General features: G+C 40.6%; 28 protein-coding genes. 15 read left to right on the forward strand and 13 right to left on the reverse strand.

The window, feature by feature from the left end; all coding sequences use genetic code 11:
- The first annotated feature begins 166 nt into the window (after window positions 1–166).
- Window positions 167–913 (forward strand): YciK family oxidoreductase, encoded by a 747-nt coding sequence (locus AN214_RS14635; protein ID WP_054980405.1) that lies wholly within the window; start codon window positions 167–169, stop codon window positions 911–913.
- 52 nt (window positions 914–965) lie between these two features.
- Here the strand turns inward: AN214_RS14635 and AN214_RS14640 are convergent, their stop codons facing one another.
- The gene (locus AN214_RS14640; RefSeq protein ID WP_054980406.1) at window positions 966–2,036 is read right to left on the reverse strand and encodes an AI-2E family transporter; all 1,071 of its coding nucleotides are present in this window, start codon (window positions 2,034–2,036) and stop codon (window positions 966–968) included.
- Entirely contained in the window at window positions 2,036–2,290 is a 255-nt protein-coding gene (locus AN214_RS14645; protein WP_152960777.1) for a hypothetical protein, read from the reverse strand. Before AN214_RS14645 ends, AN214_RS14640 begins: the two co-directional genes overlap by 1 nt.
- 129 nt (window positions 2,291–2,419) lie before the next feature.
- On the opposite strand from AN214_RS14645, the gene AN214_RS14650 reads away from it, so the two are divergent.
- The 5 genes from AN214_RS14650 to AN214_RS14670 are packed head-to-tail and all read left to right on the forward strand — an operon-like array spanning window position 2,420 to window position 5,916.
- The gene (locus tag AN214_RS14650) at window positions 2,420–3,088 is read left to right on the forward strand and encodes a hypothetical protein (RefSeq protein WP_054980408.1); all 669 of its coding nucleotides are present in this window, start codon (window positions 2,420–2,422) and stop codon (window positions 3,086–3,088) included.
- Window position 3,089: 1 nt separating this feature from the next.
- Window positions 3,090–4,538 (forward strand): M48 family metalloprotease, encoded by a 1,449-nt coding sequence (locus AN214_RS14655; RefSeq protein WP_054980409.1) that lies wholly within the window; start codon window positions 3,090–3,092, stop codon window positions 4,536–4,538.
- 51 nt (window positions 4,539–4,589) lie between these two features.
- Window positions 4,590–4,937 (forward strand): arsenate reductase (glutaredoxin), encoded by a 348-nt coding sequence (gene arsC / locus AN214_RS14660; RefSeq protein ID WP_054980410.1) that lies wholly within the window; start codon window positions 4,590–4,592, stop codon window positions 4,935–4,937.
- On the forward strand, window positions 4,937–5,485 hold the full coding sequence (locus tag AN214_RS14665) for an NAD(P)H-dependent oxidoreductase (RefSeq protein ID WP_054980411.1): 549 nt from the start codon (window positions 4,937–4,939) through the stop codon (window positions 5,483–5,485). The genes arsC and AN214_RS14665 overlap by 1 nt, the downstream gene beginning before the upstream one ends.
- Window positions 5,482–5,916, forward strand: a complete 435-nt coding sequence (locus AN214_RS14670; protein ID WP_054980412.1) for a DUF2069 domain-containing protein — start codon at window positions 5,482–5,484, stop codon at window positions 5,914–5,916. Before AN214_RS14665 ends, AN214_RS14670 begins: the two co-directional genes overlap by 4 nt.
- Before the next feature lie 43 nt (window positions 5,917–5,959).
- On the opposite strand, the gene AN214_RS14675 is transcribed toward AN214_RS14670, so the two are convergent.
- The 3 genes from AN214_RS14675 to AN214_RS14685 form a co-directional block, all read right to left on the reverse strand.
- Entirely contained in the window at window positions 5,960–6,409 is a 450-nt protein-coding gene (locus tag AN214_RS14675; RefSeq protein WP_054980413.1) for a flavodoxin domain-containing protein, read from the reverse strand.
- A gap of 136 nt (window positions 6,410–6,545) precedes the next feature.
- A complete protein-coding gene (gene truC / locus AN214_RS14680; protein ID WP_054980414.1) occupies window positions 6,546–7,298 on the reverse strand; it encodes a tRNA pseudouridine(65) synthase TruC in 753 nt (250 codons plus the stop codon).
- Window positions 7,298–7,588, reverse strand: a complete 291-nt coding sequence (locus AN214_RS14685) for a YqcC family protein (RefSeq protein WP_054980415.1) — start codon at window positions 7,586–7,588, stop codon at window positions 7,298–7,300. Before AN214_RS14685 ends, truC begins: the two co-directional genes overlap by 1 nt.
- A gap of 95 nt (window positions 7,589–7,683) precedes the next feature.
- On the opposite strand from AN214_RS14685, the gene AN214_RS14690 reads away from it, so the two are divergent.
- Together AN214_RS14690 and AN214_RS14695 are read left to right on the forward strand one after the other, a co-directional pair.
- On the forward strand, window positions 7,684–8,706 hold the full coding sequence (locus AN214_RS14690; RefSeq protein WP_054980416.1) for a DUF3549 family protein: 1,023 nt from the start codon (window positions 7,684–7,686) through the stop codon (window positions 8,704–8,706).
- 15 nt (window positions 8,707–8,721) lie between these two features.
- On the forward strand, window positions 8,722–9,024 hold the full coding sequence (locus tag AN214_RS14695) for a DUF3301 domain-containing protein (RefSeq protein ID WP_054980417.1): 303 nt from the start codon (window positions 8,722–8,724) through the stop codon (window positions 9,022–9,024).
- A gap of 606 nt (window positions 9,025–9,630) precedes the next feature.
- Here AN214_RS14695 and AN214_RS14700 read toward each other — a convergent pair.
- Complete coding sequence (locus AN214_RS14700; RefSeq protein ID WP_054980418.1) at window positions 9,631–10,284, reverse strand: GNAT family N-acetyltransferase; 654 nt, start codon at window positions 10,282–10,284, stop codon at window positions 9,631–9,633.
- Between the two features lie 110 nt (window positions 10,285–10,394).
- Between AN214_RS14700 and AN214_RS14705 the strand changes: the two genes are divergently transcribed.
- Genes AN214_RS14705 through AN214_RS14715 form a run of 3 tightly spaced genes read left to right on the forward strand, consistent with a single transcriptional unit; the run spans window position 10,395 to window position 11,714 of the window.
- Window positions 10,395–10,622, forward strand: coding sequence for a DUF2789 domain-containing protein (locus AN214_RS14705; protein WP_054980419.1), 228 nt, complete (start codon window positions 10,395–10,397; stop codon window positions 10,620–10,622).
- 41 nt (window positions 10,623–10,663) lie between these two features.
- On the forward strand, window positions 10,664–10,936 hold the full coding sequence (locus AN214_RS14710) for a hypothetical protein (RefSeq protein ID WP_054980420.1): 273 nt from the start codon (window positions 10,664–10,666) through the stop codon (window positions 10,934–10,936).
- Between the two features lie 4 nt (window positions 10,937–10,940).
- On the forward strand, window positions 10,941–11,714 hold the full coding sequence (locus AN214_RS14715) for a Zn-ribbon-containing protein (protein WP_054980421.1): 774 nt from the start codon (window positions 10,941–10,943) through the stop codon (window positions 11,712–11,714).
- 193 nt (window positions 11,715–11,907) lie between these two features.
- On the opposite strand, the gene syd is transcribed toward AN214_RS14715, so the two are convergent.
- On the reverse strand, window positions 11,908–12,456 hold the full coding sequence (gene syd / locus AN214_RS14720) for a SecY-interacting protein (protein ID WP_152960778.1): 549 nt from the start codon (window positions 12,454–12,456) through the stop codon (window positions 11,908–11,910).
- A 61-nt stretch (window positions 12,457–12,517) separates the two neighbouring features.
- Here syd and queF point away from each other — a divergent pair, with 61 nt between their 5' ends.
- Window positions 12,518–13,366 (forward strand): NADPH-dependent 7-cyano-7-deazaguanine reductase QueF, encoded by an 849-nt coding sequence (gene queF, locus AN214_RS14725; protein WP_054980423.1) that lies wholly within the window; start codon window positions 12,518–12,520, stop codon window positions 13,364–13,366.
- A gap of 19 nt (window positions 13,367–13,385) precedes the next feature.
- Here the strand turns inward: queF and AN214_RS14730 are convergent, their stop codons facing one another.
- From AN214_RS14730 to AN214_RS14740, 3 genes are read right to left on the reverse strand one after another with little or no spacing between them, the layout of a single operon-like run.
- The gene (locus AN214_RS14730) at window positions 13,386–14,276 is read right to left on the reverse strand and encodes a peptidylprolyl isomerase (RefSeq protein WP_054980424.1); all 891 of its coding nucleotides are present in this window, start codon (window positions 14,274–14,276) and stop codon (window positions 13,386–13,388) included.
- A 2-nt stretch (window positions 14,277–14,278) separates the two neighbouring features.
- Window positions 14,279–17,980: a translocation/assembly module TamB domain-containing protein gene (locus AN214_RS14735; RefSeq protein WP_054980425.1), complete on the reverse strand. Its 3,702-nt coding sequence runs from the start codon at window positions 17,978–17,980 to the stop codon at window positions 14,279–14,281.
- Complete coding sequence (locus AN214_RS14740) at window positions 17,977–19,650, reverse strand: autotransporter assembly complex family protein (RefSeq protein WP_152960779.1); 1,674 nt, start codon at window positions 19,648–19,650, stop codon at window positions 17,977–17,979. The genes AN214_RS14735 and AN214_RS14740 overlap by 4 nt, the downstream gene beginning before the upstream one ends.
- A gap of 315 nt (window positions 19,651–19,965) precedes the next feature.
- Between AN214_RS14740 and AN214_RS14745 the strand changes: the two genes are divergently transcribed.
- Entirely contained in the window at window positions 19,966–20,292 is a 327-nt protein-coding gene (locus AN214_RS14745) for a ribonuclease E inhibitor RraB (RefSeq protein WP_010559848.1), read from the forward strand.
- 54 nt (window positions 20,293–20,346) lie between these two features.
- On the opposite strand, the gene AN214_RS14750 is transcribed toward AN214_RS14745, so the two are convergent.
- Both AN214_RS14750 and AN214_RS14755 read right to left on the reverse strand, forming a co-directional pair.
- A complete protein-coding gene (locus AN214_RS14750) occupies window positions 20,347–21,297 on the reverse strand; it encodes a diguanylate cyclase (protein ID WP_054980427.1) in 951 nt (316 codons plus the stop codon).
- Between the two features lie 4 nt (window positions 21,298–21,301).
- Window positions 21,302–22,306 (reverse strand): response regulator, encoded by a 1,005-nt coding sequence (locus tag AN214_RS14755; RefSeq protein ID WP_054980428.1) that lies wholly within the window; start codon window positions 22,304–22,306, stop codon window positions 21,302–21,304.
- 261 nt (window positions 22,307–22,567) lie between these two features.
- Here AN214_RS14755 and tpx point away from each other — a divergent pair, with 261 nt between their 5' ends.
- Window positions 22,568–23,170, forward strand: a complete 603-nt coding sequence (tpx, locus tag AN214_RS14760) for a thiol peroxidase (RefSeq protein ID WP_054980429.1) — start codon at window positions 22,568–22,570, stop codon at window positions 23,168–23,170.
- Between the two features lie 56 nt (window positions 23,171–23,226).
- Here tpx and adk read toward each other — a convergent pair whose 3' ends face one another.
- Entirely contained in the window at window positions 23,227–23,871 is a 645-nt protein-coding gene (gene adk / locus AN214_RS14765; RefSeq protein WP_010559844.1) for an adenylate kinase, read from the reverse strand.
- A gap of 301 nt (window positions 23,872–24,172) precedes the next feature.
- Between adk and AN214_RS14770 the strand changes: the two genes are divergently transcribed.
- Complete coding sequence (locus AN214_RS14770; RefSeq protein WP_054980430.1) at window positions 24,173–25,861, forward strand: carbon starvation protein A; 1,689 nt, start codon at window positions 24,173–24,175, stop codon at window positions 25,859–25,861.
- Window positions 25,862–25,878 lie beyond the last annotated feature (17 nt).

Raw genomic sequence — 25,878 nt, forward strand, 5'->3', positions numbered from 1 at the left:
GATATTAAACATCAAAAATTAATTTGTCGGTGGTTATTATTAAGACATTAGACCAGTTAAAGTTAACTTAAACAAAGCAATTTCTCCACCTAAATTTAAATAAATCACAAAACTATTTTACTTGACTATGGTATGATGGCGAAAAATTTTGAACACCTAAACTAATATGCATGATTATCAAGCAAGTAATGACGCGCTTAACAACAAAGTCATTCTCGTAACGGGTGCCGGTGATGGCATCGGTAAAGTTGCCGCAATTGAATTTGCAAAACACGGCGCAACGGTAATTTTATTAGGTAAAACAGTTGCAAAACTTGAAGCCGTATACGATGAAATTATCGCATTAGGCGCACCTCAACCTGCAATTGTTCCGCTCGACATGAAAGGCGCAACAAAACAACACTATCGTGACTTAGCAGCCACAATTGAAAATGAATTTGGTCGCCTTGACGGATTATTAAACAATGCTTCTATCATTGGTTCATTAGGCCCACTGGAGCATTTCTGCGTATCAACATTCGAAAACATTATGAAAGTGAACGTTACCGCACAAGCTGTGTTAACTAGGTCACTTTTCCCACTGTTAAGAAAATCCGATAACGCATCAATAATATTTACATCAAGTGGTGTTGGCCGCGAAGGAAGAGAGTTCTGGGGTGCTTACGCAATTTCGAAGTTTGCCACAGAAGGCATGATGCAAACTTGGTCTAAAGAAGTTGGCAAAACGAATATTCGTATCAACTGTATCAACCCAGGTGCAACACGCACAGCAATGCGTGCAATTGCGTTTCCTGGTGAAGATAAAGACAAGTTAAAAACACCAGCCGATTTAATGCCAACATACCTATACTTAATGTCGGATGATTCAATTGGGGTAAATGGCCAATCAATTGACGCACAGCCTAAAGTATAAATTGCAAAACACATAAAAAAATAGCGCAGTAATCTGCGCTATTTTTTTGCCTTTAAGCTTCTGCTGTCTCGTGTTGATTCGACATTGACCACGCATTTAATAACGCCCTCACGAGCGACGCTAACGGAATTGCAAAGAAAACGCCCCAAAAACCCCACAAGCCGCCAAAAAACAATACCGCAACAATGATGTAAACCGGGTGTAAGTCTACCGCTTCTGAAAACAGCAATGGCACCAATAAATTTCCATCTAACGCCTGAATAACACCATAAGCAATGATCACATACCAAAACTCACTGCCCACGCCAAATTGAAATAACGCCACAAGCGCTACGGGGATTGTTACCAGCGCCGCACCAACAAACGGAATAAGCACCGAGAAACCAACTAACGTGCCAAGTAACGCCGCATAGCGCAAATCTAATATTGTAAACGTAATAAACGTGGTTGAACCAACAATTAAAATTTCAAAAATTTTGCCACGTATATAGTTCATAATTTGCTGGTTCATTTCCTGCCAAACCTGACTTATTAGTTTTCTCTCTTTTGGAATAAACTTTTCAAAACCCGCAAGTAGCAAATGTTTATCTTTCAGCATAAAAAACACTAAAAGAGGCACAAGAATCAAATAAACTAACCAAGCCACCACATCTTTCAATGAATTAAGAGATGTAGATAATACCGTTTGACCAATCGTAACCGCGTGCCCTTCCACAGACGATAATATCGATTTAACTTGCTCAGGGTTAACCAATTCAGGATAACTACTCGGAAGCGTCATTAAGTACCCTTTTCCCTGCTCTAACATGGAAGGTAAATCTTGCACAAAATTTGATAATTGATGCCATAACACTGGTATGATACCAACCACAATAGATACAACTACACCACTGAATATCAACATCACCAAAGTGCTAGAAATAACGCGAGACACGCCCGTATGCATTAGTTTTTGCACCGGCCAATCCAATAGATACGCGATAACTAATGCCACCATAACCGGAATAATATACGTGCCAAAAAAATAAAATGCCGCAGCTAAACCCAACGTCAGCATTAATAATGTAATTGAATTTGGATCTGAAAACTTACGCGAGTACCACTGTTTAAAAATATGTAACACTAATTCGCTTCCTCAATGGGGTTAGTTACAGTTAATACATTAGATTGCCATGTATAGGTTCGCTGTTGATTGTCAAGATAGCGAAATACATCGTTGAGCTGTGCATCTTGAGCAAACTTAAACACCACATAATTGGCCGTATTGTTTTGTTTTAATAGATATTTAAATTGAACAAATAATTGAGGACATTTAAGCCCTGTTAAATCTTTCATACAGAATAAAAAACAAGTCTCTTTCGCAACAAACGTTACCACAAAACGCACCGTGAAACAGCTTGATAAAGCAGTTACCGCTCAGTAATTTACAAAGCGCAAGCATGTTTTTGATGATTATGCTAAATTCACAGTATACAAGCCGAATTTGATCATATTAGCTTTCTGTTTATGACAAAACAAAATAAAAAAAACGAACTACCGAAAAACCCCACGTTAAAAGACATTAACTGGTTTAAAAAACAGTTAAATTGGGGTGAACTCCCACCTTTTTATCATTTGGTGGCTGCTTCTGTTGGTGAAGCTGAAGGTGTATTTAGTCATGGCTTTGATAACGCGATTAAGCGTATTACCGATAAACGCAACTGGAACTTAGCACTCCTTGGTGGCGAAGAACTCGAAAACGGTGAAATTAAATGCGATAACCCACCAAGACTTGCCCTCTACCAAGTATTCACTGAACGTGGCTTTGAACTTTTTGCCTTTCCTTATGCCAAAGACAAAGAAATCGACCAGTACGTAAAAGAAAATAAATTGATGGAATTTAAAGTATGGGATCCCCATGCAATGCGCAATGTGCTACGAATTAATCAACTGCATAAGTACATCCAGTTTTATTTTCAGCGCGGTGATGAAGCAGACAAAGCGTTAATTCTGCATTCACATAAAATAGTGCATAAAACCATTGAATTTTTAAAGAGCGAACTAAACATTATAAAAGTATCGGGAGTGTCAATTAAAGAATACTACCAAAAAGCAGAACGCTCAGCCGACGCTTGTCAGGACGAACTTGCTCTCGCTCATTTAATGGCAAATGAAATGCTACAAAAAAAGGAATAACATGCCAAAACCCAGCCTTTTAAAAAAGCTAACGTGCTTTTGTTTCGCACTTTCGCTTCCTGTTGTGGCACAAAGCAATTTTAAGTTACCCGATCTCGGCACCTCAGCAGTACAAGTATTATCAATCGAAAAAGAACGCGCCATCGGCGATGTTATGATGATGCAAGTGCGTGGCACCTCGCGTGTAATGCAAGATCCTGCACTAGATGAATACCTTACCAATATTGGTAATCGTCTTGTTGCCCATGCTGATGACATTCGCTTCCCATTTGAGTTTTTCTGGATTAATAGCAAAGATATAAATGCGTTCGCCTTCTACGGTGGTCATGTTGGCGTGCACACAGGCTTAATTATGAATGCCGATAACGAAAGCCAACTGGCGTCAGTACTTGGACACGAAATCGCTCACGTAACACAACGTCACTTAGCACGACGTTTACAACAAGCAAAAGACAATCAAGGACTAACCATTGCAGGGATGATAGCCGGCATTTTAACAACCATGATTGCCCCCGACGCCGGTATGGCTATTTTGGCTGCAAGCCAAACACAAGCGCAACTAAGTCAGTTAACGCACAGCCGAGGCGCAGAGCAAGAAGCAGACCGCGTTGGCATGCAAACACTTAATAGCGCAGGGTTTGATCCAAGAGAATCAAGCGAGTTTTTAGCAAAACTTGCTGATCAAATGCGCCATATGCCAAAACCACCGGCATTTTTATTGACTCACCCATTACCCGATTCGCGTGTTTCAGATGTGCGTATGCGCGCACTGCAATACCCTGAACGCTTTATCGATTCGTCATTAGATTTCTCGTTAGCAAAAGCACGTGTAATTGCCCGCTATGGCCAAGAAAGCGCGAAAGCAGAACAAGAATTTCGTAAACATTTACGCATTAATCGTTTTGCACTTACCGCAGCAGCAGAGTACGGCCTTGCCTTAACGCTGATTGACCAAAAGAAATATGATGAAGCAAACGACCTTCTCACTAATTTAGAGAAAAAAGTACCCGGCAGTTTGTTTATTCTTGATTCAAAAACCGATTTATTACTCGGCCAGAAAAAATACGACGAAGCACTGGCCATGCTAAAAAAAGAGTACCAACGCCAACCTAATAATCAGGTGGTCACGCTCAATTATGCTAATGCAGCTATCACAGCAGGCAAACTCGATTTAGCGCACCAATTACTCAAATACTTTTTACTCGAAAAACCAGAGCATGTATTAGGTAAAGAATTACTTGCGCAAACTTACAAAGAGCAAGATGACAAAGCGTCTTACCATGAGTTAAAAGCCAGTATTTACACTGATTACGGCGCCTATGCACAAGCTTCTAACGAGGTACAAAAAGCATTAAATCATGTAGATACGGAAGATGAAATTAAGCAGAAACGCTTAAAAGCGCGATTAAAAGAATATCGTCTGATGCAAAAAGAGCTCGCGAAACTTTAATTTCATCTGTAAGCACATTACAATCACGCAAAAAATAGATTTGAGAATCCTATGACTGTTAAAATTTTTCACAATCCACGCTGTTCAAAGTCGCGTGAAACTCTTGCATTGCTTGAAGAAAATGCTGTTTCTCCTGAGATTGTTGAATATTTAAAAGACGTGCCAAATGCAGACGATATTAAGCAACTTTTATCCTTATTAAACTTTGATTCTGCGCGTCAATTAATGCGCACCAAAGAAACAATTTACAAAGAGCTTAATCTAAAAGATGAAACAAGCGAAGACGCGTTAATTGATGCAATGGTTGCGAATCCAAAATTAATTGAGCGCCCAATCGTTATCAATAATGGCAAAGCAGCAATTGGCCGTCCACCTGAAAGCGTGCTTGCAATTATCTAATGTCTTATTTATTAGTGCTGTATCACTCTCGTACCGATTCAGTAAAAAATATGGCGTACGAGATCAGCGACGCAGCACAACACTCTGGCATCGACGTAAAAATTCGCTGTTTCAGTGATGATTCTGACGACCTAGTTGTGACCATTGACGATTTAAAAAATTGTGCGGGCCTTGCCTTTGGTAGTCCAACACGGTTTGGCATGATGGCCTCACCAGCTAAACAGTTTTGGGAAACCACCAGTGATTTATGGCTAGCCGGTCAACTGATTGATAAGCCCGCTGCTGTATTTACGTCATCAAGCAGTCAACATGGCGGTAATGAATCAACATTACTGTCAATGGCATTGCCTCTATTGCATCACGGCATGCTGTTATGCGGCGTACCCTACGATGTACCAGCGTTGTCTGCCACACAAACTGGCGGTACTCCGTACGGTGCAAGCCATGTATCTGGGCTTACAAATTCAAGTAATTTAAGTCAGGACGAAATCGCCATTTGCCAAAGTGTCGGCAATCGACTCGCTAAACTAATTAAGCAATTACAATGAGTAAAATAGAGAAACAAGCAATTACAAAGCGCTACCAAAAAATTGCGCTATTCGGTTACATTGGGTTATTAATTTTAATGCCAACCTGGTTACTTGGATTATCACCACGTGAAGGTTACAGTACAGGGTTCGTTATTGGCCTTTACATTGTGCCTTTATTACTAGCGCTCAAAGGCATTATTCAAGATAAACCTTACACTTACGCTTGGGCTAACTTTATTGTCATTATCTACTTTTTGCATGGTTTTACGTCCTTGTGGGTAGCACAAAATGAAATGATTTTTGTTTTGCTTGAACTGCTTTTTGCCAGTTGTATGTTTATTGGTTGTACATACTATGCTCGCTATCGTGGTCAAGAATTAGGACTTAAAATTAGAAAGCTAAAAGAAGAGCTTGCCGAAGAAAAAGCAGCCTTTGAAGAGAAAGAATAAAAAAAGCGGCAAATATGCCGCTTTTTTTATCTTTTAACCAACATTAATTATCTAATGCTTCGAGCAGTGAGTTAAACCAAGGCGCTGCTACTGGCAAAGGATCAAAGTGTTCGCTCGCATCAACCTTCAACATCTCTAACACTTCATTGCCTTGCAACTCAATGAGTAATTCTCTAAATTTTCTGCCAGCGCCACAGTAAGTTTCCCCATAACTACTGTCTCCCATTGCAATCACAGCAAATGGCTTATCAGAAATTAGCGGAAACTCCGACTTAAGGGCCAAATACAAAGATTCAAGTTCAAAAGGAATATCCCCCTGCCCGGTTGTTGAAGTAACTACCAAAATCACATCACTTGAGACAAAATCAGCAACACTGCCTGAGTTATAGAGTTCAAATCCATGCCCTTTTGACTGCGCAATTGGCTCTAGTTGTTCACCAAGGGCTTCTGCCCCCCCGTAAACGGTACCAATGAAACACTTAATATTTGCCATTTTCTCTCCTAGCGTTAGTTCCCTAAACCAACTTCATTAATCTGTAACGCCTCACATCTTTAACCTTGCAAATAAGGTAGTTAACTTAATCACAAATTAATAAAGCTGGCACTAAAACAGTTTAGGCAAACAGATGTTATTTTAGCAACCGATAATCTTGTTCTTTATCTGGCCAGCCTAAGCGCTTAAATAATTCAAGTTCCGGCTCGCCAATCGAGGCCTCAATATGAATAGTCTGCTTACTAAAAGGATGCTCAAAAGTGAGTTCTTTAGCAAACAACATCAAGCGATTTAAGTCAAATTCTTGCTGGAAAAAATGATTCTGCTTGTTGTCACCGTAATTTGCATCATTCAAGATGGGGTGATTGATATGGTTTAAATGACGCCTAATTTGGTGCTTACGGCCGGTTTTTGGTAAACACTCTACCAGTGAATAACGCACCGTCGGAAACTTACCAAGTGGCTTATTGATCACAGCTTGGTGCAAACACTTAAAGTCGGTTTGTGCTTCTTGCGCTGGTTTTTCTTTATCGGCAAACTTATCGGCAATCTTGTCGTGTTTATATTTGAGTGCATGATCCACATGCAACGATTCTGGCGCAAACCCGCGTGTTAACGCTAAGTATCGCTTGCTGATCTTATGCTCCGAAAAAAGTGAACTTGCGGTACGTGCAACATCACTACTTAAACCAAATAACAACACGCCAGATGTAGGCCTGTCTAACCTATGAAGTGGAAACACATGTTGATCAATTTGGTCGCGTAACATCTGCATCGCAAAATGAGTTTCGCGTTTATCTAAAAAAGAGCGATGCACCAATAAACCAGACGGTTTATCAATCGCAATGAAGTGTTCGTCACGATATAAAATCGGTAATTCACCAAACATTAATTAAGCGCCTTATCTATTTTTTTAATTACATCAATCACTTTTGGATAATCGCCTAACATTTGCTCTGCCATCGGCGTAATATTGGCTCCTTTTGGCAGCGGCTGATTTGCAGCAATAAGTTGTTTCATTTTGATAATAAATACAAATTGTAACCATTGTTCAAACCGCATTGTGTCATAACAAAATGGCGCGGTAGATGCGAATGCTGCAGTATTTGGTGGTGTGTTTGACCACAGCTGATGTACTTTTAGCGTGTCACTTAATTCGTCGAGCAGTTGAATGATCATATCGGTGTTATATTACTTAGCTATTCACGTATTTTATCAAAACTTCGCTGCTTTTCATTGTATAATGAGCAAAATGCTCGAATGGATAATTATTAATGCAACACACTATCTCAAGCCTTGGCGAACTTCTTGATAATGCAGGCACCACATGGCGCGTTTTTGATATGGGTCGCCGTATTCAAAAAATTGATAAGCAAACATTTTCGCAAATAGAAAATAATCAAATCCCCTATCCATTTCCACTGCAACAACATGCGTTTTTAGCGATTCAATTTTGGAATAGCCACGAGACAGAAACGCCCTACATTTGGTTTTTGAAAATGCCGCTCGACGAACAAAGTAAACTAGTTCAAGCAAGCCGCAATCATTTTTCATCAATGGTAATCGAGGCACTTGGAAATCAACTTACGGGCAATGATGAAGCGCAAAGCCAGCTCGATAATAACCCGTATGTATTTACACCAAACGCAAATAAACTCGCGGCGTTTAATGCCATTATTAAAAAAGAACTAAAACAAAGCGCATCAGCCTACTATGAACATGTAGAACTTTATTTTAGCGGTAAGCTCGGTTTTAATGAATGGCAGCAACTTGGCTTACAAGGCATCGCTGATTTTTCAATGCGCTTAACTGATCCCAATCAAGACAACTTAATAAAAGCATTAGATCAGTTACCACAGCCCGTTGTTAATTCATTGGCTGCAACCCTTGAACACAGTGCAATTTCGGTTACTTTAACCGAAGCTTTGTACGTTCAGTTTGAAAACGCCGTTAAACAACAAAACAGTGAAAATATCATTAACTACTTACGCATGATGTCTAATACTTCTGCCACGGGTATTTTAGAACGTGCTGTCGCAATATTAGTAACGACACCAACCTTGCTTAACCTTGATGTCGTGTTAACGCTTACAGGGCGCTGCTGGCATGTGCTCGAAAACCATGTTGTCGCTCTTATGGATTACCTAGCATCAGAGCACGACCAAGATGTTTTTGCTGGCATATTTGCTGATCTTGTTGCAATTCCAAGTTTACGCCCTCATATGTTAGCAATGATCCGAATGCAAAATAGAAGCGAAGCCCTTTCGCGTGCAATTGGAAAACTATTTCAACAATAATTATTAGGTAACGATATGGCGTCAATTTGGCTTATTCTGGCTGTTGCAACAGTGATCTACTTATTTTGGCTTGACCGACAAGCTGCTGAAAGTGCAAGAGAATATGCCAATCGCCATAGTGAAAAACTGAATGTACAGTTTCTTAGTATTGCGTGTACCAAAAAGCGTGTTGGTATTTTAAAAAATGGAAAACCAGGGCTTAAATCAACTTTTGTTTGGGAGTTTTCGAGTAATGGCGAGGACAGTTACAATGGCGTGGTTAATTTAGAAAATGACAAAGTAATTAGTGTTGATGTGCCGCCACATAAAATAAACTAATTTTTAGTACGTCAGAAAAAGCTAAGGCGCAACATAATGCCGCGCCTCAAATTCGAAAAAACATCCATTTTTCCTCGGTTATCCATCACCATTTATGCTTTCGCACATCCATTTCTCATCCATTGAAGGAAACCAATCCATGCTTCCCTAGCTATCCTTGTCCCAATTCCTACCCTCATCCTGAGGTGTCCTCTTTGCTCCTAGCCTTTCCCTGTATTTTGGTTTTTCCTAAACCATCCTTGAAACGCTCCTGCGTTTATCCCTTTTGCATCTTTGCAAAACACTAACTCATTTAGTGCACCGCCATCCTTGCATCCTTGTCCTTTGCTCCCTTGATACGCCCTGTATCTATGCCTAAATTCCATTCCTTGGCATAAAACATACTTCCTGTATGTTTGCTTCCTTGTTGATATTAATAATAGTGAGAATTTGTGACTAATGTAATGAGGTAAATTGATTCTAAATTTATTAATCTTTTATACATATTATAATTTTTCTTGTATTACATAGAGTTAAATGAAAATAAGTGCTATTTACAGCATTTAAAGCATCACAAACTCACATCATTGTGAGATATTTCCTACACACTATTTGTCAGAAAGCGACTTAGCCCTTTTGCTTAACAAACAGTTTTCCTGACACTTTAGTAAATGTAAGGTCAGTTTCACCTTGGTATCCTTCACTTATAAATAAATCGTGAAAACGTTCCCGTGTAATAAACACCGCACTTGCGTGCACCCCATCAGATTTAACAACATCATCAATTGCCCTTAATAAATAGCGGCCAATACCTTGGTGTTGCACATGAGGATCGACTGCAAATAAGCTAATAAAGCAGCAGTTAGCGAAGCTTGCGACGGCTTGGTGGATTGCTTTTTCTTTTTCGATAAGCTGATTGGTAGATAATACCCCGGTGTTGAGCATTAATTTTAAGCGCCAGTGCCATACTCTGTCCGCAGCTAAAGCATCATTGGCTTTTTGCACACAGCTAACTGCGAGCAAATTGTCACCAGCAAATACGCCGATAATGTGCTGATGGGTTTGCCAAAAGCTGGCTAGCTCTTCACGTATTAATAAGCGGAGTTTTTTTTCGTATGCACCTTTATTTGCTTTATCGTATCCCAAGATTTGCTGAAATAACTCATCATCGTGATACGCTTGATACAATACACTTGCTGCGATTTTACAGTCTTCCGCGGTTAAATAGCTGGCTTTTAATTCGGTATCTAACGCTAGGGTTGCTAATGTTTCATCGGCCATAATATCTTCCTTTATTATTATTGTTCACACTTCAAGTTAGCACATTATTTGAGCTATTCTATAGTTATAGCGTTAAAACAATCTTCTTTAGCAAACATAGGAGCAATAATATGGAATCAGGTTCGCATGCAATGAATGATCTGTTTTCACCGCTTGGGCTCGATTCAACAGATGAAGCGATTGAACAATTTATCGCTACCCATAAAATTTCCCCAAGCCTAATACTTGCCGATGCGCCATTTTGGAGCCAAAGCCAAGCGAGCTTTATTAAAGAATCAATCGAGCAAGATGCTGATTGGTGCGAAATTATCGATCAACTCGATAGCCTGCTCCGTTAGATTACAGTAAAATTGCCCAATGGTTTTAAAAGGGCACATTTATGCAAGATATCGTCATCGCAACTATCAGTAAGCTATTAGCTACCAACAAGCAACCCAATGTTGCACTCGTAAAAGCAAATTTACCTCAACCGGTGCCAATGCCTATCATTATTGATGTGCTTGCACGTTATAAACAAAACCCAAGTGAATTCGAACGTCAAACACTAAAGCAAGTGCAACAGCCAGAACAAACCTCAAGTGCGTCGCAAACGCAACTCGATCGTATCGAAGCTAAGCTCGATAAGTTGTTATCCCTGCTAGAAAATAAATAATCCTATGTACATTGTCGACCTTACCTTTGATTGCTATCAAGACACCACTCTCGATGCGGCTGAACAAGCCATAGTGCGTTTAGTTAATGCACTGCGCTTTAATGGCCAAATTATTGGGGAAGAATTTCCAACAACACTAAAAGATGGCTTTTTTATTACCCGTGTTATGTGCCCAGAAGAAGACGCACTGCATCCATTAAATCACAGTCCATTTGTAAAATTTAGCTTAGAGAAACTCAATGAAGCTGGCCTATTACAGCCGAAAGTAAAAGTAATTGGGCAAGATATTCATTCTAATGGCTCTGACGCTTGTTCATCGCCATCAAGCTATATTTTATATACTACCTATTTGCACACCTGTAGCCCGCTTTACTGTGGTGACGACTTTATGCCCGTACCACTCTATAAAGTGCCCGCGGTTGCCAATGGTGACTTTAAAGCTCTGTTAAAGTGGCAAGAAGATTGGCAAGCTTGCGACCAAATTCAAATCAATGGTGCAACACGCTGCGAATTTGCAGCAATTAAAGAATTAGCCGATATTGATAGTGACCTTTTCAGACGCGGTATGGATTTATCAAAGCGCATTCGCTTCCTTACGAAAAAACCGGTGTATTACTATTTATATCGAGTGGGCGGATTATCAAAAGAGCAAGAGTTGTCGCGTAAATGTCCGAAATGTAACTGTGATTGGCGCTTAGAAGAGCCATGGTTTGGCTTGTTTGATTTTCGCTGTGATACCTGTGAGCTAGTCTCTAATATTTCGTGGGACTTTCAGTAACGTCAATACTTCTATAAGGCGCAAAGCGCGCCTTATTATAGTAACTACCACTTTTTAACTTCGACAAAAAAACATTCTGCAACAAAGTGAAAAATGTGACTTTTCACTGTGCAACATCAGAATTTTTTAACGTACGTGATGATGCTTTTGATCGAAAACAAAATCAGATAATTAATAACCTTGGTATTACACGTTATTGCGTGTAGTAGAGACCCTTGCAGTCAGCTAAAAATGCTTCCATGGAGTCTGCTAATTTATGATGGGGTTCTTTGCCTAGGTATTCAAGCCAGATACTTGCATCCTCTAATTTCATTACAAGTAACAAATCATCTTCTTCACAGGTTGCAAAAAACACCGTATCAGCCTGTTTTAACCGACGCTTCATAAGCACATGGCCGGTAATATTTTGCTGTAAGCGATCAAAGTCTTGTTCGCTCCAAGCTTGCAACAAACAAAGATTATGGTCCTGATAACTGGCAAATAAATTATCGCTGTAAAAGCTGCTAAAATAAGCCTGAAGTGCCGCCGGAAATTGTGTTTCAAGGGCTTTTTCTAACGCCTGCATATTACCGTTTTGCGCCACTTGCTGCCAAGCAACCGATTCATTTTCGACACTATTTGGTATTTCACATGGACTTGGCCAATCCCTATCGTGAAACACGCGTGGTGCCTGCCCTGTTTTCTGCTTTGCTAATTGCGTAATTTCCGTGTACACGCGTTGTAAGTTTTCGCTAATTGACATACTGCCTTTGCCCAATTTATTCGTTACAATAGTTAATTATTTTACCGATTTTAATCTGATTATGTCACATTACCAAGACGCGCCTGAATTAAAAGGTGCATTACTCGGACAACAAACCGAATATAAAGACAATTACGATGCGTCGTTACTGTTTCCCATTGCACGAAAACTTAATCGCGACGATTTAAATATCGATGAAAGTGCATTGCCATTTAAAGGCGAAGATACATGGACAGGCTATGAGCTTTCTTGGTTAAATCAAAAAGGTAGGCCAGTCGTAGCCGTTGCTGAGTTCATTTTCCCAGCCACCAGCAGTCATATTATTGAATCAAAATCATTTAAGCTGTATTTAAACAGCTTTAACCAAACTAAGTTTGATTCTATGGCGCAAGTTCAGCAAATTCTAACCAGCGATTTATCTAAAGCGGCAAATTGCGATGTGGTTGTAAAACTGTTTAATGCCGACGATTTTGATTGCTTAATGCCAACACCGTTTACTGGCACCTGTTTAGATGATTTAGATATTGAAGTAAGTGAATACGATCTCAATACCGAGCTACTCAAGGCCGATGCGAGCAATGAGATTGTGACTGAGACACTGTATAGCCATTTATTAAAATCTAACTGCTTGATCACATCACAGCCAGATTGGGCATCAGTGGTGATCCGCTATACCGGCAAAAAAATATGCCATGAGAGTTTGCTCAAATACCTTATTTCATTTAGAAATCATAACGAATTTCACGAACAATGTGTCGAGCGCTTGTTTTGCGATATTCAGAATAAGTTTTCGATGACACAACTTGAAGTATTTGCACGCTATACGCGTCGTGGTGGTTTAGATATCAACCCGTATCGCTCTACCGATTTTTCGACAACGCAATTTAAGTTAAAAAGTAACCGCCAATAAGCGGTTACTTAAACTATCGTTATTTTTCTGTGGTTTTTGCGCGCTTAGGCACGTTTAAGCCACAGACATCGATGTAATTTGCTTGGTGGTGAAACCAAGGCTCCGGGCGATTGCGTCGTGATTCAATATACAGCTTAAAACTATCACTGTTGGTTTTCATCACTTCAATATTATGTGCTGGCGAATCGCTTAAATCTGCTGCGACAACAAAATTGCGAATTGGATTAAAGCTAACATCTTCAATAGTCGTTTTTGGTTTTCTATCTAGCCGTTGAATATGCTCAATACCCGTTACAACGCGTCCAAACGATGTGATATTTAAATCTAAATAACGGTGATTGCCCAAAATCACGTAAAACTCTGTACCGCCACTATCCAGCTCGTTGCCTCTCGCCATCGCAAAATTGCCAATACAGTGAGTTTGCCATGTTTGAGTGCCCGCCGCGTTTTGCGCCACAGCAAAACCATTTAAAAAGCCAGTTTTATCAGCATAACCATCTTGTGTATCCACAAGCTGTATTGTAATGGGTTTTTGTGTTGTTTTTATAAATTCCGCGGCGATGGATTTGCTAGCTGCTTTTGGCTGTTTCTTTTCTGAAATATCACCACCTTGCGCAACAAAGCCTTCGACAAAACGATAAATATTTAAGTCTTTATAAAATCCTTCCCGTACTAACTTTTTAAAGTTAGTAACGTGATTAGGAGCAAGCAACGGGTTGAGCTCAATTACTACATCGCCAGTGTTTAGCGATAGTATTAACGTGTTTTCTAAATCGAGCGCACGCCATTCATTTTGGCTTGATTGTGCTATCACTTTGGCAGGTGATAATGGCTTATCATTGCTTTGGCTTGCTGTGCTGGTAACGGCCAACGTACCGACAATCAGCGATACTAGGGTTTTTCTTATCATTATTAGTCCCAATCAAATTTATATAAAATATCGAGCGAGTCATTTAGGCCACTAATCGCTTCAATATACAGCTTTGGTAGTAATTGATAGCGCACTGCAACTTCGCTCATCGAATCAAATATACCAATACTGTATCGCACTTGAATGCCAGGCGCGACATAACCTGAAATCTCTACTTTGGTTTCTTCACCACTGCCGCGCGATGATAACGATACATCTTCGATACCGATTGCTTCACCAATTTTTGTAATACTGCCCTCACCACGCGCAAGACCGCGCGATAATAAGAGCTGGGTTAACATGCCATCACTCGATGAATTAGAATCGCTAAGTGGACGCCCTGACAACAAATAAGACAGCGCCATGGCTTGATCCATCTTGGGATCTGAAAATACTTCAAGGCGCGGCTGTTCAACACCACCTGTAAGTTTTATGCCAGCAATAACACCGTCTTCAGTAAGGTCGGGGTTACGAATTGCTCTCACATTTAATAGTGGTTTATCAACCGCACCATTAAAGGCGATTTGCCCTTTTTCGATGTGCAGCTCTTGCCCTAACCCGCGATAGTAACCTTCTAATAACGCTACTTCACCCGTTGCAATCAGCGGCGTATCGCCTACTTGTTTAAACAGCACATCGCCCTTTAACTTTGAACGTAAACCAAATGAATCAATACGCACATTGTCATCAATGACAACTGAAAGGCCGATGCCGTAGCGAATTGGTAACGGTTTCTTTGTTTGTTTAGCAGCATCAACAATAACTTCATCATCGGAAACGCTTACAGCACCTTCAGGTAATTCTTTTACTTTAATGCGGCCATCAACGACACGCACTTGCCCTGATATATTGGCGAACTGTTGTTCATAGGTCATATTAATATTTGGCGATATTGCAAACCACAAATTAGGCTCAAGGGCGATTTTAAAACCATTGCCTTTAATATTAGCGCTCGCACTCAGTTCGCCTTGCCAATTTGCTTGGCCATCAAGCGCTAAACTGCCTTTATTGCTATCAAATAATTCGCCGTTGACATTAGCACTGTGATCATTAAAGTTTATAGCCATATTGCCTTGTTCAATGCTCAATGGTGTCCATGGCGCGAGAAACGCAAGCCCTTGTAGAGCTAGTTTTCCGTTTACTTGTGGCGAAAACGCGCTGCCTGATAAGGTAACATCGGCATTAAGTTCACCGTCGAGCTTATCAATTTGCTGGCTAAAGCCGGTTAAATTACTAAAGTCGAGCGCTTGTAATTGTATTTTGCCTGTTAACGCACGTTTTCCGGTCACATCTGTAATATCGATATCACTGATAATGTTACCCAGCACGGACGATGTTAAGTTTGCGTCTAACGTTACGTTTTTTTGGTCCGCCTTAGCGTTAAAATAAAACTGTTCGATTGGCACTTGCGTTTTAATAAAGCTTTCGTTGATTGCAAAATTAACGTCGCTGGATTTGATCTCACTATTTAAACTCAATAATTTGCCATTTTGCCAGCGTGCATCTAAATGGCCGACTAATTGTCCTGCAGGCGTTATGCTTTTAGGAAGCGCTAACGTTAATACAGAAAGATCGAAGTGCGTTAATGCTAACGATAATTCACCTTGCTCGGCCGATGCCGTTAGCGGTTTTAAACAAAAGGCTGTATTCGTACCTTGCCAGCAATGTTCGCTAACATTAACTTGGCCAGAGTTTACGTGATAACTGAAATCTATCGCTTGCTGATTAGTTAAATTGATTGTTTGATTTTTAAGCGCCAGCTTATTTAAGCTACCAGTATATTGGTTATTGATTAAACCACCGTTAATGTGTGATTTTGCATTTAATGTTTCAGATTCTAACGATAGCTTAGCCAAATGTTGCTTTAAATCACCCTCTATCGAAACAGAAACCGCATGAATAGGCTGATCATCAAGTGAAATCCCTTTAGCATCAAATGCAATTTTACTTAAATAATTTTTTGCAACATCAACATGGCCTTCACTGCTTAGCGCATCAATTCGGTACTCTTCAAATGCCAACTGTTTTAAATTTGCTTGCCAGCGCGCTTTTGGTTTTTCGAGTTCGCCGCTAATTTTAAACTCAGCGTTTCCGTGTCCTGACAGCCTTGGGTCAAGCGTATCGGGGTTTACTAAATTCAGCTTTCCTGAAATATCCCACTCTTTTGTTATTTCGCCATGTAACGTTAATTGATTTTTGCCACTGGTAATCTGTAACTTAGATATTGACGCTTTTAGGCTATCATCAACTTTCATCGCAACAATCGCATCGATAGGCGCATTGTTTATTTGACCGGCAACTGCAAATTCCGGAATATCGAGTTGCCACTTGTTACCATTTGCGCGTACCGCCAAGTCACCTTTTAGCGCTAAATTAGAAGCAACCGAAGGCAAAAATTCCTCAGTGCTAATATTCTCAGATAATACTGAAATAGAGGCATCAACGCCTTGTTGCCAATTGACCTTACCTGCGAGTGTTAATGTACTGTTTTCACTGTTGATATTCAGGCGTTCAATATTGAGTTCAGAGAAGTTACCTTTGCCCTCACCATCAATCGCAAGCTTTGGCATATCTGTAACACTTAGCTTTGTGTTCAAACTATAATCAAAAGCGGTTAAATCGCCTGTTGCACTAACGCTAACATCATCTACGGCGATTGTTTTATCGTCTTGTACTAGCTCTAAGTGCTTTGATAAAACGTTCAGTTCAAACGGTAATTGCTCATTCAGCAGCGATGCACTGCCATTAAGTGATGCACTGTATAAACCCGTTAATTCACTGCTTATTGTTAATGCACTTAAATCACCTTCAAGATTCGCCTTAATAGCGTGCTTTGGATGTTTAACGGTTGCGTTTAAGCTTATTGGGTTATGGTTTGCTAATGATAAAGCACCTTTCAGTGCCGCACTGATGTCCTGATAATAAAGGCTAAAGTGAACAATATTTAAATCACTTGCTTGCTGCTTTGCCTGCAGCGATACATTGCGGATCACTTGCGATACATCTGCTTGTACTAGCTCAAATTGCGATACACGCAGCGCGTTTATTTGCCAATCAAGTGGGGTTTCAAAGTGCAGTGGCGATATTTTTGGCATCGTTATTGGCGATGTTGTTTTTGTAGCACTGGTTTCTTTATCTTGTGTAGGCAACGCTAACTTAATCTTATTTACTGCTAAGCGTTCAACGGTCAGTTCACTCTTTTGCGCATTAAGTTGGGTAAAAAACTCAATTACATCAAGCACCAACTCGCCTTGGGTGAAACGAAATGATTTTATTGAAAATGTTTTTACCGCTAGCGACATTGGCAGCTCTATTTTGCCAAGTGGCGATTGCGTATCAGGCTCTTGGGTATTTTTATTTGCTGCTAACTCAACCGCAACAGATTGCGCATTAAACTGCTTCACACATATCGCCGCACAACTATAAAAACGCACATCAAGCTGCGCATTAACTAACGTAAGCGCTAACTGTTCATTTTTATAATTAACGCTAAACTGACCGCCGCGTAACAAAGGATCGTCTTTCATGGAAATAGAAAGATTTGGCACCAGTTTGTTTGCACCATACACTATCAGTTGATTACCAACACCACTGAATACCAGCGCGACTAATCCAATAAGTGCTACTAACAAAGACCAAAATAGGTTACGAAACACGCGTAAAACAGTTTTCGTTAGCGTGGTTTTACTTGCTGTTTCACTCATATTTCTGGCCCTATCGTAATACTAAAGCGACCGGTACGCGTGTCATCAGTAACAGCAAAGGCATAATCAATTCGCACCGGGCCAATTGGCGTTAACCAGCGCAAACCAAGGCCTGTACCTACCTGAATTTTATCTTCGAAATCGTTGGTTGCAGTACCGGCGTCAATAAATAACGCGGCCCGCCAATTCGGTAAAAAGCGATAGTTATATTCGGCACTGGTAGTGGCTAAGTACTGGCCACCAACAACTTGATCATTAATTTTTGGTGCCACCGACTCGTAACGATAACCGCGAATGCTTTTATCACCACCAGCAAAGAAGCGCATCGAGATTGGCACATCATTGATATCGTCAGTGATTATGGCGCCAATATTAATGCGGCCAAATAGCAGATGACGCTCAGCAAAAGTGGTAAGGCGTTGACCTAATAACTGCACTTTTACTAAATCTGTATCGGATGCGAGGCTTTCACTGGCAAATTCGGTGGAAATTAATAACTGCTCACCCCAATATGGCGTAGTTCCACCCAACGTACGTTTTCTTGCGTAACTAATGCCCGGCAGTACCATATTGCTGTGATAATGCGTGCTGTCTATTTCGTAATTTTCGATTTCATACTTTAAAAACGCGGTACGGATCCAATTACTCTCTGTAAGCCATTGTCGTTGTGCTTGCACCGTTGCTTTTCGAGATAGTTTATTATCGTCATAAATATAACCCGCGCCAAAACGCCAAACATCATTATTCGGATCGTTCACCGGAATGGTATAGCTAATACGTGCTTGTGGGTCTACTTGACTAGCTTCAATGTTGGTTTCAAGGTAATGGCCGTTTTCGCTGATCCATGGTTTAGTCCATTTAAACCGTAACTTTAAACCGTTATCGTCAGTGCTTACACCACCACCGACCTCGAAACTATTCTCAGGTTTATGCAGCAATTGAACGATAACCGAGATCTCACCATTTTCACGGTTAATAATATCGGGATAAACACGCACACTTTTAAAATAAGGCATATTTGACAGTTGAATATTAAAATCAGTTACCGTGTTGTTATCATATGGATTACTAACAACCATTGGATTTAAACGGTGCACCAACTCGTACGCTTTTATTTCTTTATCTAGCACAACAGGGCCAAATTTATAACGAATTCCCGAATCCACATGTAAACGAATAACCGCGCTGTAAGTACCACGGCGCACTTCAATAGTGTGCTTTAACCACTTTGTGTCAAAGTAACCATATTCGAAAAGCACGGAGCTTATCTGGCTTTTTGCTTTTTCATACGCGCTATGATTAAGCGCCTGACCAACCGCCAAGTTAAGTTTTGCTATCTGTTCGTTAATTTCTTTTTGCTTTGCAGCGTCACCAAAGACCTGAATATCGAGCTGGCTAATTTGGGTCACCGTTTTTGCATCGACATTAACAACGAGGCGTACTTGCCCGCCGTTATCTTCTGCTTTAACGTCAATGGTCGGTAAGTAATAACCAAACGGTTTTAACGCATTTTGCGTAAGCGTTTTGGCTTTTTTAATGATGCTTGGAGAAAATGACTGTTGTTTGAGTTCATTTAAATATAACTCGACGTTGCGTTTTAGCCCGTCGTTTTCTGTTTTTACAGTAATGCTCGAAACAATTGGCGATGCCAATACTGAACAAGAGAACAAACATAACACTGTAAAAATAATAATGCTGCGAAACAATTTATACTCAATTTATTTTAATCATGAATTCGGAAGCGATTGATTCTTTAAGCGCATATCAGCCGTTGCTCGTCGACGCTCGCTGAACTTAAAATGCAACACATAAAGGGCCGTGATAAAAGCACGCTCAACGAGAATAAAATAGAACGTCAAAAATCAACCGTACCTATTCTAACCTGCCAAAATGTGCGAATAAACAAAAACATTCACGATTACATATTTACCCCGTTTCACGCACGCAGTAAACTTAGCGCTACAAATTATTACGTGAGTACCTTGATGGATTTTCCAACAGACGACAATGGGCAAATTTTGGCCGAGATGCACCAAGAAGGTGTCGATTTAACCAAAACACATACACTCGACTTCTTTATTCTTTTTGAAAAAGTCAGTGATGCAGATAAGTTTGCCAAAGTTATTAGCGAGGACGATCTTGCACCTAATACCAAGCAACAAAAGTGCCCAGATACGGGGGTATTTGAAGTGTTAGTGAGTGTTGAAATGGTACCAGACCATCAGCTTATTACTGATTTAGAGAACTACCTAGAATCGGTTGCTAATCCGCTTAATGGCTACGGCGACGGTTGGGGTATTTTAGCTGAGTAAGTAAGCTAATAGCGTTAGTAAGTATGTTTACTTGCTAACGCTAAGCCTGCAGAATTACGCCACATTAATGGTGTTTCGCCCTGCTTCTTTTGAACGATATAGTGCTTTATCGGCGTCTTCAATCCACTGTTCGTATTTTGTATATTTACCATCAAACTGCGCAATACCTATGCTTATAGTAAGCGTGATTTCCGACTCTTCGTAATGGATCACCGCATCTTCTATGGTTTTACGCAAGCGTTCGGCAAATACTTTGGCGCCATCTAAGTCGGTGTCAACTAACGTTACAGCAAATTCTTCACCGCCATAACGCCCTGCAACATCCGACTCGCGCAGCACTTTTTTCAACGTTTGTGACACAAAACACAGCGCCGCATCGCCACCTTGGTGACCAAATAAATCATTGATCTTTTTAAAGTGATCAATATCGAACATTAGCAAGCAACTTTTTGCCTGGCTGCGTTGCTGGCGCTTAAATTCTTTTGAAAAGCTTTCTTCCCAAAAACCCCGGTTATAAAGGTTCGTTAACCTATCAACTCGACTTAATTCTTCTAGTTTTGCGTTCGCTTGTTCAAGCTCTAGTTTGTTAACCGCTTCATCAGTCACATCATAAATAATCACGCACAAGTGAGACACTTCGCCTGTGGTGTTCGTCAGCGGAATAAGAGTGCCATTTTGGTACATGTAATCCGCTTTCCCAGTGATTGGTCGGTAATTCTTAAACTTAAAAATGTACGGATGCTGTTCCCAAATGGTGAAAGAGCGCGTTTTTAACACAAACACCGATTCGGCTTTTGAACGAAACCAAGGTTCATCAATACCGGGGAAGGCATCAAATACGTCCTTGCCTTTTACCGCACTCGGTAACAAACCGGAATGCGCTTCCATAAAGCCATTCCAAACACAAATATTGTATTTTCTGTCTAACACCACCAAACCGACGTCTATGGTGTTAAACATATCCATCATCCAGTGAATTTCATTGAGTTCAAAGTCTACGCTCATAGTGTTAGTCTTCTAATAAGTATTGTGTTTTAAACTTGAGTGTTTTTAGTGAGTCTTCAGTAAATAACAACATTAGATCACAGTTAACGTTGTGATTTTCAATGCCGTAACTGATCTCAATTGCTAACGTGCGCTGCCAACGTTCTTGGTTAGTACTGACTAAATCGGCTACATTACAGTGCTGCCCCATTACCACAGGGTGTCCTTGTGAAAAGTGCATATCAAGCTGCTTAGCAAGTCCCGTTAATACTGCGCCAATAAGAATATTCCCCACATCCATTAACAGTTCTAATTCCACTTTTTGATTCAGTTCACCTTCATAATTCATTAAAGATGCGATTTCGACAAAACTTGAATCATTGAGTAGCAATAATGCTTCGCCCGATACGCCACCGCCTATAAAGCCCTGACATACACCAGATGTGGACGCATTGGTATCAATTGATTGCAGCGCCATTGAAAGCTCATTGACTTCCAATACGTTAACGTTAGGAATCGGCAGTTCAACAAAGACATTTAGCAAGCGTGCTAATAAGTTACCCGCTTGTCCCATCGCTACGTTAGTAATTTCTTGATAGATATCTCTAAGTTCAGGATCGAGTTGCTCGCCAAGAGAATGCTGCAAGCGTTCGCGCATGGCTTTATCTTTAATGCCATGCTTTTCAATAATCTCTTCTAGCTTGGCGCCATCGCACGGCTTAGTTATAAAGTCAATTGCCCCCAGAGCCATCACTCGCTCATGGGCGGTTGGCTGAATATCACCAGACACCACTACCACCAGCACATGCAAATTCTCTGCTTTTATTGCTTGCAGCACTTCGTAGCCGTCCATTTGCGGCATATTAAGGTCGAGGAACAGAATTTCAGGTTGAATCGCTTTTATTTGCTCTAAACAATGAAGACCATTTTCAGCGTATTCAATTTGTATGTCCCAATCATCTGGTAGCGAACGAGCGAGCTGTCGCCGCGCCAAACGAGAGTCATCACATATTAAAACTGGGGTTGCCATACTATCACTCTTATTTTTTGTCTTTATAAGTTTAGAGCAGGAAGTAGGTTTTAACTAGCACTGCATGAAATCTACGACTATTGTGCTAAAAATTGTAACAAATTACAAAATTTTCGTTCACAAAGTTACCAATCTAATCAAATTGTAACGCATTGCATCGTTTACTTAAAACTGCTAAGCGATAAGTATTATTATCACTTTATCAGTGTCTTACACGTGTGCTAAATTAACAATACTTACAGCAGAAACTATGTTTTTATTATGTTAAAAAATTTAATGACGTTAACGGGTTTAATTAGCGCATCTCTTTTATCTTTAAACCTAGCGGCAGCGCAATATCAGTTACCACTGAACCAAACTGATTCTGGTAAAATTTCAGCCAACAGTAAAATGCTTACCTTACGTGGTAATGCGGTTGAACTAGGACAACAAGCACCCGAATTCAAAGCGGCAAACAATAAATTTGCACCAGTCTCTTTAAGTGATTTTGAAGGAAAAGCTGTACTTATTAGCACAGTACCAAGCCTAGACACTGGCGTGTGTAGCTTACAAACAAAACACTTCAATGATAAGTTTGCAGCGAATTACAGTGACGTGGTGATGCTTACTATCAGTATGGATTTACCATTTGCACAAAGCCGCTTTTGTAAGGCCGAAAACATTACCCAAATGCATACTTTATCAGACGCAGTATGGCGTGAGTTTGCCCAAAACTATGGCTTGCTAATTCAAGATATGGGGTTATTAGCGCGTAGTGTGATCATCCTAGATAAAGACCACAAAATTGTTTACAAGCAGTTAGTGACTAATTTAGCGAAAGAACCTGATTATGTCTCAGTAGAGTCAGCGCTTAAGAAGTTATAATTAACGTTCTGATATAAAAAACCGCCTAGATGGCGGTTTTTTTTATTTATTAGGTACTAGCCCAGTAAATCTGCAAGTTGTGCACTTACTGCTTCAACTGCTTGTGTACCATCTAATTTGTGGTACTGCGTGTTACCTGCGTCTGCTTCAGCACGGTAGTAATCAACTAACGGCTTAGTTTGTTCGTGGTAAATTGCTAAACGCTTACGTACAGTTTCTTCTACGTCGTCATCACGAATAATTAAGTCTTCGCCTGTTACGTCGTCTTTACCTTCTGTTTTCGGTGGGTTGTAAACAACGTGGTACACACGACCAGAACCTGGGTGCACACGACGGCCGCCCATACGTTCAACAATGATTTCGTCTGCAACGTCAAACTCAATACAGTGATCAACTGTAATGCCGTTTTCTTTCATTGCATCTGCTTGAGGAATTGTGCGTGGGAAACCATCTAATAGGAAACCGTTTTCACAGTCAGCTTTAGCAACACGCTCTTTTACTAAGCCAATAATAATTTCATCAGAAACAAGCTGGCCTGCATCCATTACTTTTTTAGCTTCAAGACCAAGTGGTGTACCCTCTTTAATCGCAGCGCGTAGCATATCGCCTGTCGAAATTTGTGGGATACCGTACTTATCCATTAAAAATTGTGCTTGCGTACCTTTACCTGCACCTGGCGCTCCTAAAAGAATAATGCGCATGACTTTTCCTCAAGATGTTTTTTAATTGGGGGAATTCTTTCACAGTGGCTGTTGATTCTCAATAGTGATTAGCCAAAAGTTTAACCTTTGTTTAACCAACTAACTGCAAAGCCATTATTTCGCGTATTTTTGCTAAGAGGCTGGCGAGCTTTGTTCAATAATCAAGCTAAAGATATAAAGGAGCTTAAGTCAAAGCAAAATAAATAGCGCCGTGTTATGCCAAAGTCTCAGGCCAAACACTTGCTTTTACAACATGCTGCTTTAAGCTGGTTCAAATAATAATCAATTATAAGGAACACCTATGCAATCTGTCGTTATTGTATTGCTCGGCATTATCGGCATGCTGTTTGGCTGGTTTGTCTATTCTAAGTTTATTGCAAGTCGCATTTTCCAAATGGATGACAAGTACATTACCCCTGCTCATCAAATTAATGATGGCGTTGACTTTGTACCAACCAAAAAAGTGGTACTTTGGGGTCACCACTTTACCTCTGTTGCTGGCGCAGCACCGATTGTTGGTCCTGCCATTGCGGTTTATTGGGGCTGGGTACCCGCTGTTATTTGGGTAGTACTCGGGACTATTTTCTTTGCTGGTGTTCACGATATGGGCGCACTTTGGGCGAGCAGTCGCCACAAAGGTAAATCAATTGGCGCACTATCAGAAGAAGTTATCGGTAAACGCACCCGCGCTTTATTCATGATAGTGGTATTTTTAGTGCTGTTAATGGTTAATGCGGTATTTGGCGTGGTGATTGCCAACTCATTTGTTAGCCAACCAACTGCAGTATTGCCAGCGTGGGCTGCGATTGTGTTTGCCTTAATTATTGGTCAGTTAATTCGCCGCAACTTTAACTTAGTGTTTTTGTGTTTGTTGGGAGTAGTCGCGCTTTACTTAACCGTGTATGCAGGTAGCGAAATGCCACTGGCCTTACCAAAAGAAATGTTCGGGTTAAGTGACAAAGCGAACTGGATTATTTTGCTATTTATATATGCCGCTGTCGCATCATTATTACCTGTGTGGGTGCTGCTACAACCTCGTGACTTTATTAATGGTGTTCAGCTATTGGTAGGGTTAGTGTTACTTTACGGCGCCGTATTTATGTTTATGCCTGACATTACCGCACCTGCTTTTAATAGCGAAGTCGCAGAGTCTACGCCAAGTATTATCCCACTATTGTTCGTCACGATTGCCTGTGGTGCGGTATCTGGTTTCCACGGTATTGTATCGAGCGGCACCAGTTCAAAACAATTAGATAAAGATACCGATGCACGGTTCGTTGGTTATTTAGGTGCTGTTGGTGAAGGTTCGCTTGCCCTTATTACCATTGTTGCTGTCAGTGGTGTAACACTCGCAATGAGCCCACAGGAGTGGCACGAAGTGTATAGCCATCTCGGTGCTGGCAGTGTCGGCGCATTTATTCAAGGTGGCTCAAACCTAATCTTCCAAGGTTGGGGCATTCCATCTGAACTTGCGTCGACCTTACTTGCTGTAATGGTTGTATTGTTTGCTGGAACAACAATGGACTCAGGTGTTCGCTTGCAGCGCTATATTATTCAAGAATGGGGCGAAATATATCAGATCAGCGCATTTAGGAATGGCATTATTGCTACACTGATTGCTGTTGCGTGTTGTTTATTATTAGCGTTTGGTGCAGGCGGTTCGTCTGGTTCGGGCGGCATGATCATTTGGCCATTATTCGGCTCAACTAACCAAATCCTTGCCAGTTTAACACTGTTAGTTATTTCTGTGATGTTAATAAAGATGGGGCGACCTGCACGTTACACATTAGTGCCCATGCTATTTGTGCTAGTGATGGCATTTTTCGCCGGCATACTTAAACTGCAAGAATACTACAGTGCGGGTAATTGGTTATTAGTTACCTTAGATATTATTGTGTTAGTCGTGTGTGTTTTAGTAATGCTCGAAGCGTGGACAGTAATCAAAGCGCAAAAGCAGCAGTTAGCGCCAACGACCGAAGAAAATGACTAATTTAACTAACCACTAAC

It is taken from the genome of Pseudoalteromonas sp. P1-9, assembly GCF_001399975.1.
Classification (GTDB): Bacteria; Pseudomonadota; Gammaproteobacteria; order Enterobacterales; family Alteromonadaceae; genus Pseudoalteromonas.

Coding starts and splice junctions, on each gene's coding strand:
- tpx (WP_054980429.1), top strand. CDS start 22,568: ATGTTAAAAAATTTAATGACGTTAACGGGTTTAATTAGCGCATCTCTT.
- AN214_RS14665 (WP_054980411.1), top strand. CDS start 4,937: ATGTCTTATTTATTAGTGCTGTATCACTCTCGTACCGATTCAGTAAAA.
- AN214_RS14735 (WP_054980425.1), bottom strand. CDS start 17,980: ATGAGTGAAACAGCAAGTAAAACCACGCTAACGAAAACTGTTTTACGC.
- queF (WP_054980423.1), top strand. CDS start 12,518: ATGTCACATTACCAAGACGCGCCTGAATTAAAAGGTGCATTACTCGGA.
- AN214_RS14770 (WP_054980430.1), top strand. CDS start 24,173: ATGCAATCTGTCGTTATTGTATTGCTCGGCATTATCGGCATGCTGTTT.
- AN214_RS14690 (WP_054980416.1), top strand. CDS start 7,684: ATGCAACACACTATCTCAAGCCTTGGCGAACTTCTTGATAATGCAGGC.
- truC (WP_054980414.1), bottom strand. CDS start 7,298: ATGTTTGGTGAATTACCGATTTTATATCGTGACGAACACTTCATTGCG.
- AN214_RS14715 (WP_054980421.1), top strand. CDS start 10,941: ATGTACATTGTCGACCTTACCTTTGATTGCTATCAAGACACCACTCTC.
- AN214_RS14745 (WP_010559848.1), top strand. CDS start 19,966: ATGGATTTTCCAACAGACGACAATGGGCAAATTTTGGCCGAGATGCAC.
- AN214_RS14670 (WP_054980412.1), top strand. CDS start 5,482: ATGAGTAAAATAGAGAAACAAGCAATTACAAAGCGCTACCAAAAAATT.
- AN214_RS14695 (WP_054980417.1), top strand. CDS start 8,722: ATGGCGTCAATTTGGCTTATTCTGGCTGTTGCAACAGTGATCTACTTA.
- AN214_RS14700 (WP_054980418.1), bottom strand. CDS start 10,284: ATGGCCGATGAAACATTAGCAACCCTAGCGTTAGATACCGAATTAAAA.
- AN214_RS14675 (WP_054980413.1), bottom strand. CDS start 6,409: ATGGCAAATATTAAGTGTTTCATTGGTACCGTTTACGGGGGGGCAGAA.
- AN214_RS14650 (WP_054980408.1), top strand. CDS start 2,420: ATGACAAAACAAAATAAAAAAAACGAACTACCGAAAAACCCCACGTTA.
- AN214_RS14655 (WP_054980409.1), top strand. CDS start 3,090: ATGCCAAAACCCAGCCTTTTAAAAAAGCTAACGTGCTTTTGTTTCGCA.
- AN214_RS14685 (WP_054980415.1), bottom strand. CDS start 7,588: ATGATCATTCAACTGCTCGACGAATTAAGTGACACGCTAAAAGTACAT.
- AN214_RS14750 (WP_054980427.1), bottom strand. CDS start 21,297: ATGAGCGTAGACTTTGAACTCAATGAAATTCACTGGATGATGGATATG.
- AN214_RS14705 (WP_054980419.1), top strand. CDS start 10,395: ATGGAATCAGGTTCGCATGCAATGAATGATCTGTTTTCACCGCTTGGG.
- arsC (WP_054980410.1), top strand. CDS start 4,590: ATGACTGTTAAAATTTTTCACAATCCACGCTGTTCAAAGTCGCGTGAA.
- adk (WP_010559844.1), bottom strand. CDS start 23,871: ATGCGCATTATTCTTTTAGGAGCGCCAGGTGCAGGTAAAGGTACGCAA.
- AN214_RS14635 (WP_054980405.1), top strand. CDS start 167: ATGCATGATTATCAAGCAAGTAATGACGCGCTTAACAACAAAGTCATT.
- syd (WP_152960778.1), bottom strand. CDS start 12,456: ATGTCAATTAGCGAAAACTTACAACGCGTGTACACGGAAATTACGCAA.
- AN214_RS14755 (WP_054980428.1), bottom strand. CDS start 22,306: ATGGCAACCCCAGTTTTAATATGTGATGACTCTCGTTTGGCGCGGCGA.
- AN214_RS14730 (WP_054980424.1), bottom strand. CDS start 14,276: ATGATAAGAAAAACCCTAGTATCGCTGATTGTCGGTACGTTGGCCGTT.
- AN214_RS14710 (WP_054980420.1), top strand. CDS start 10,664: ATGCAAGATATCGTCATCGCAACTATCAGTAAGCTATTAGCTACCAAC.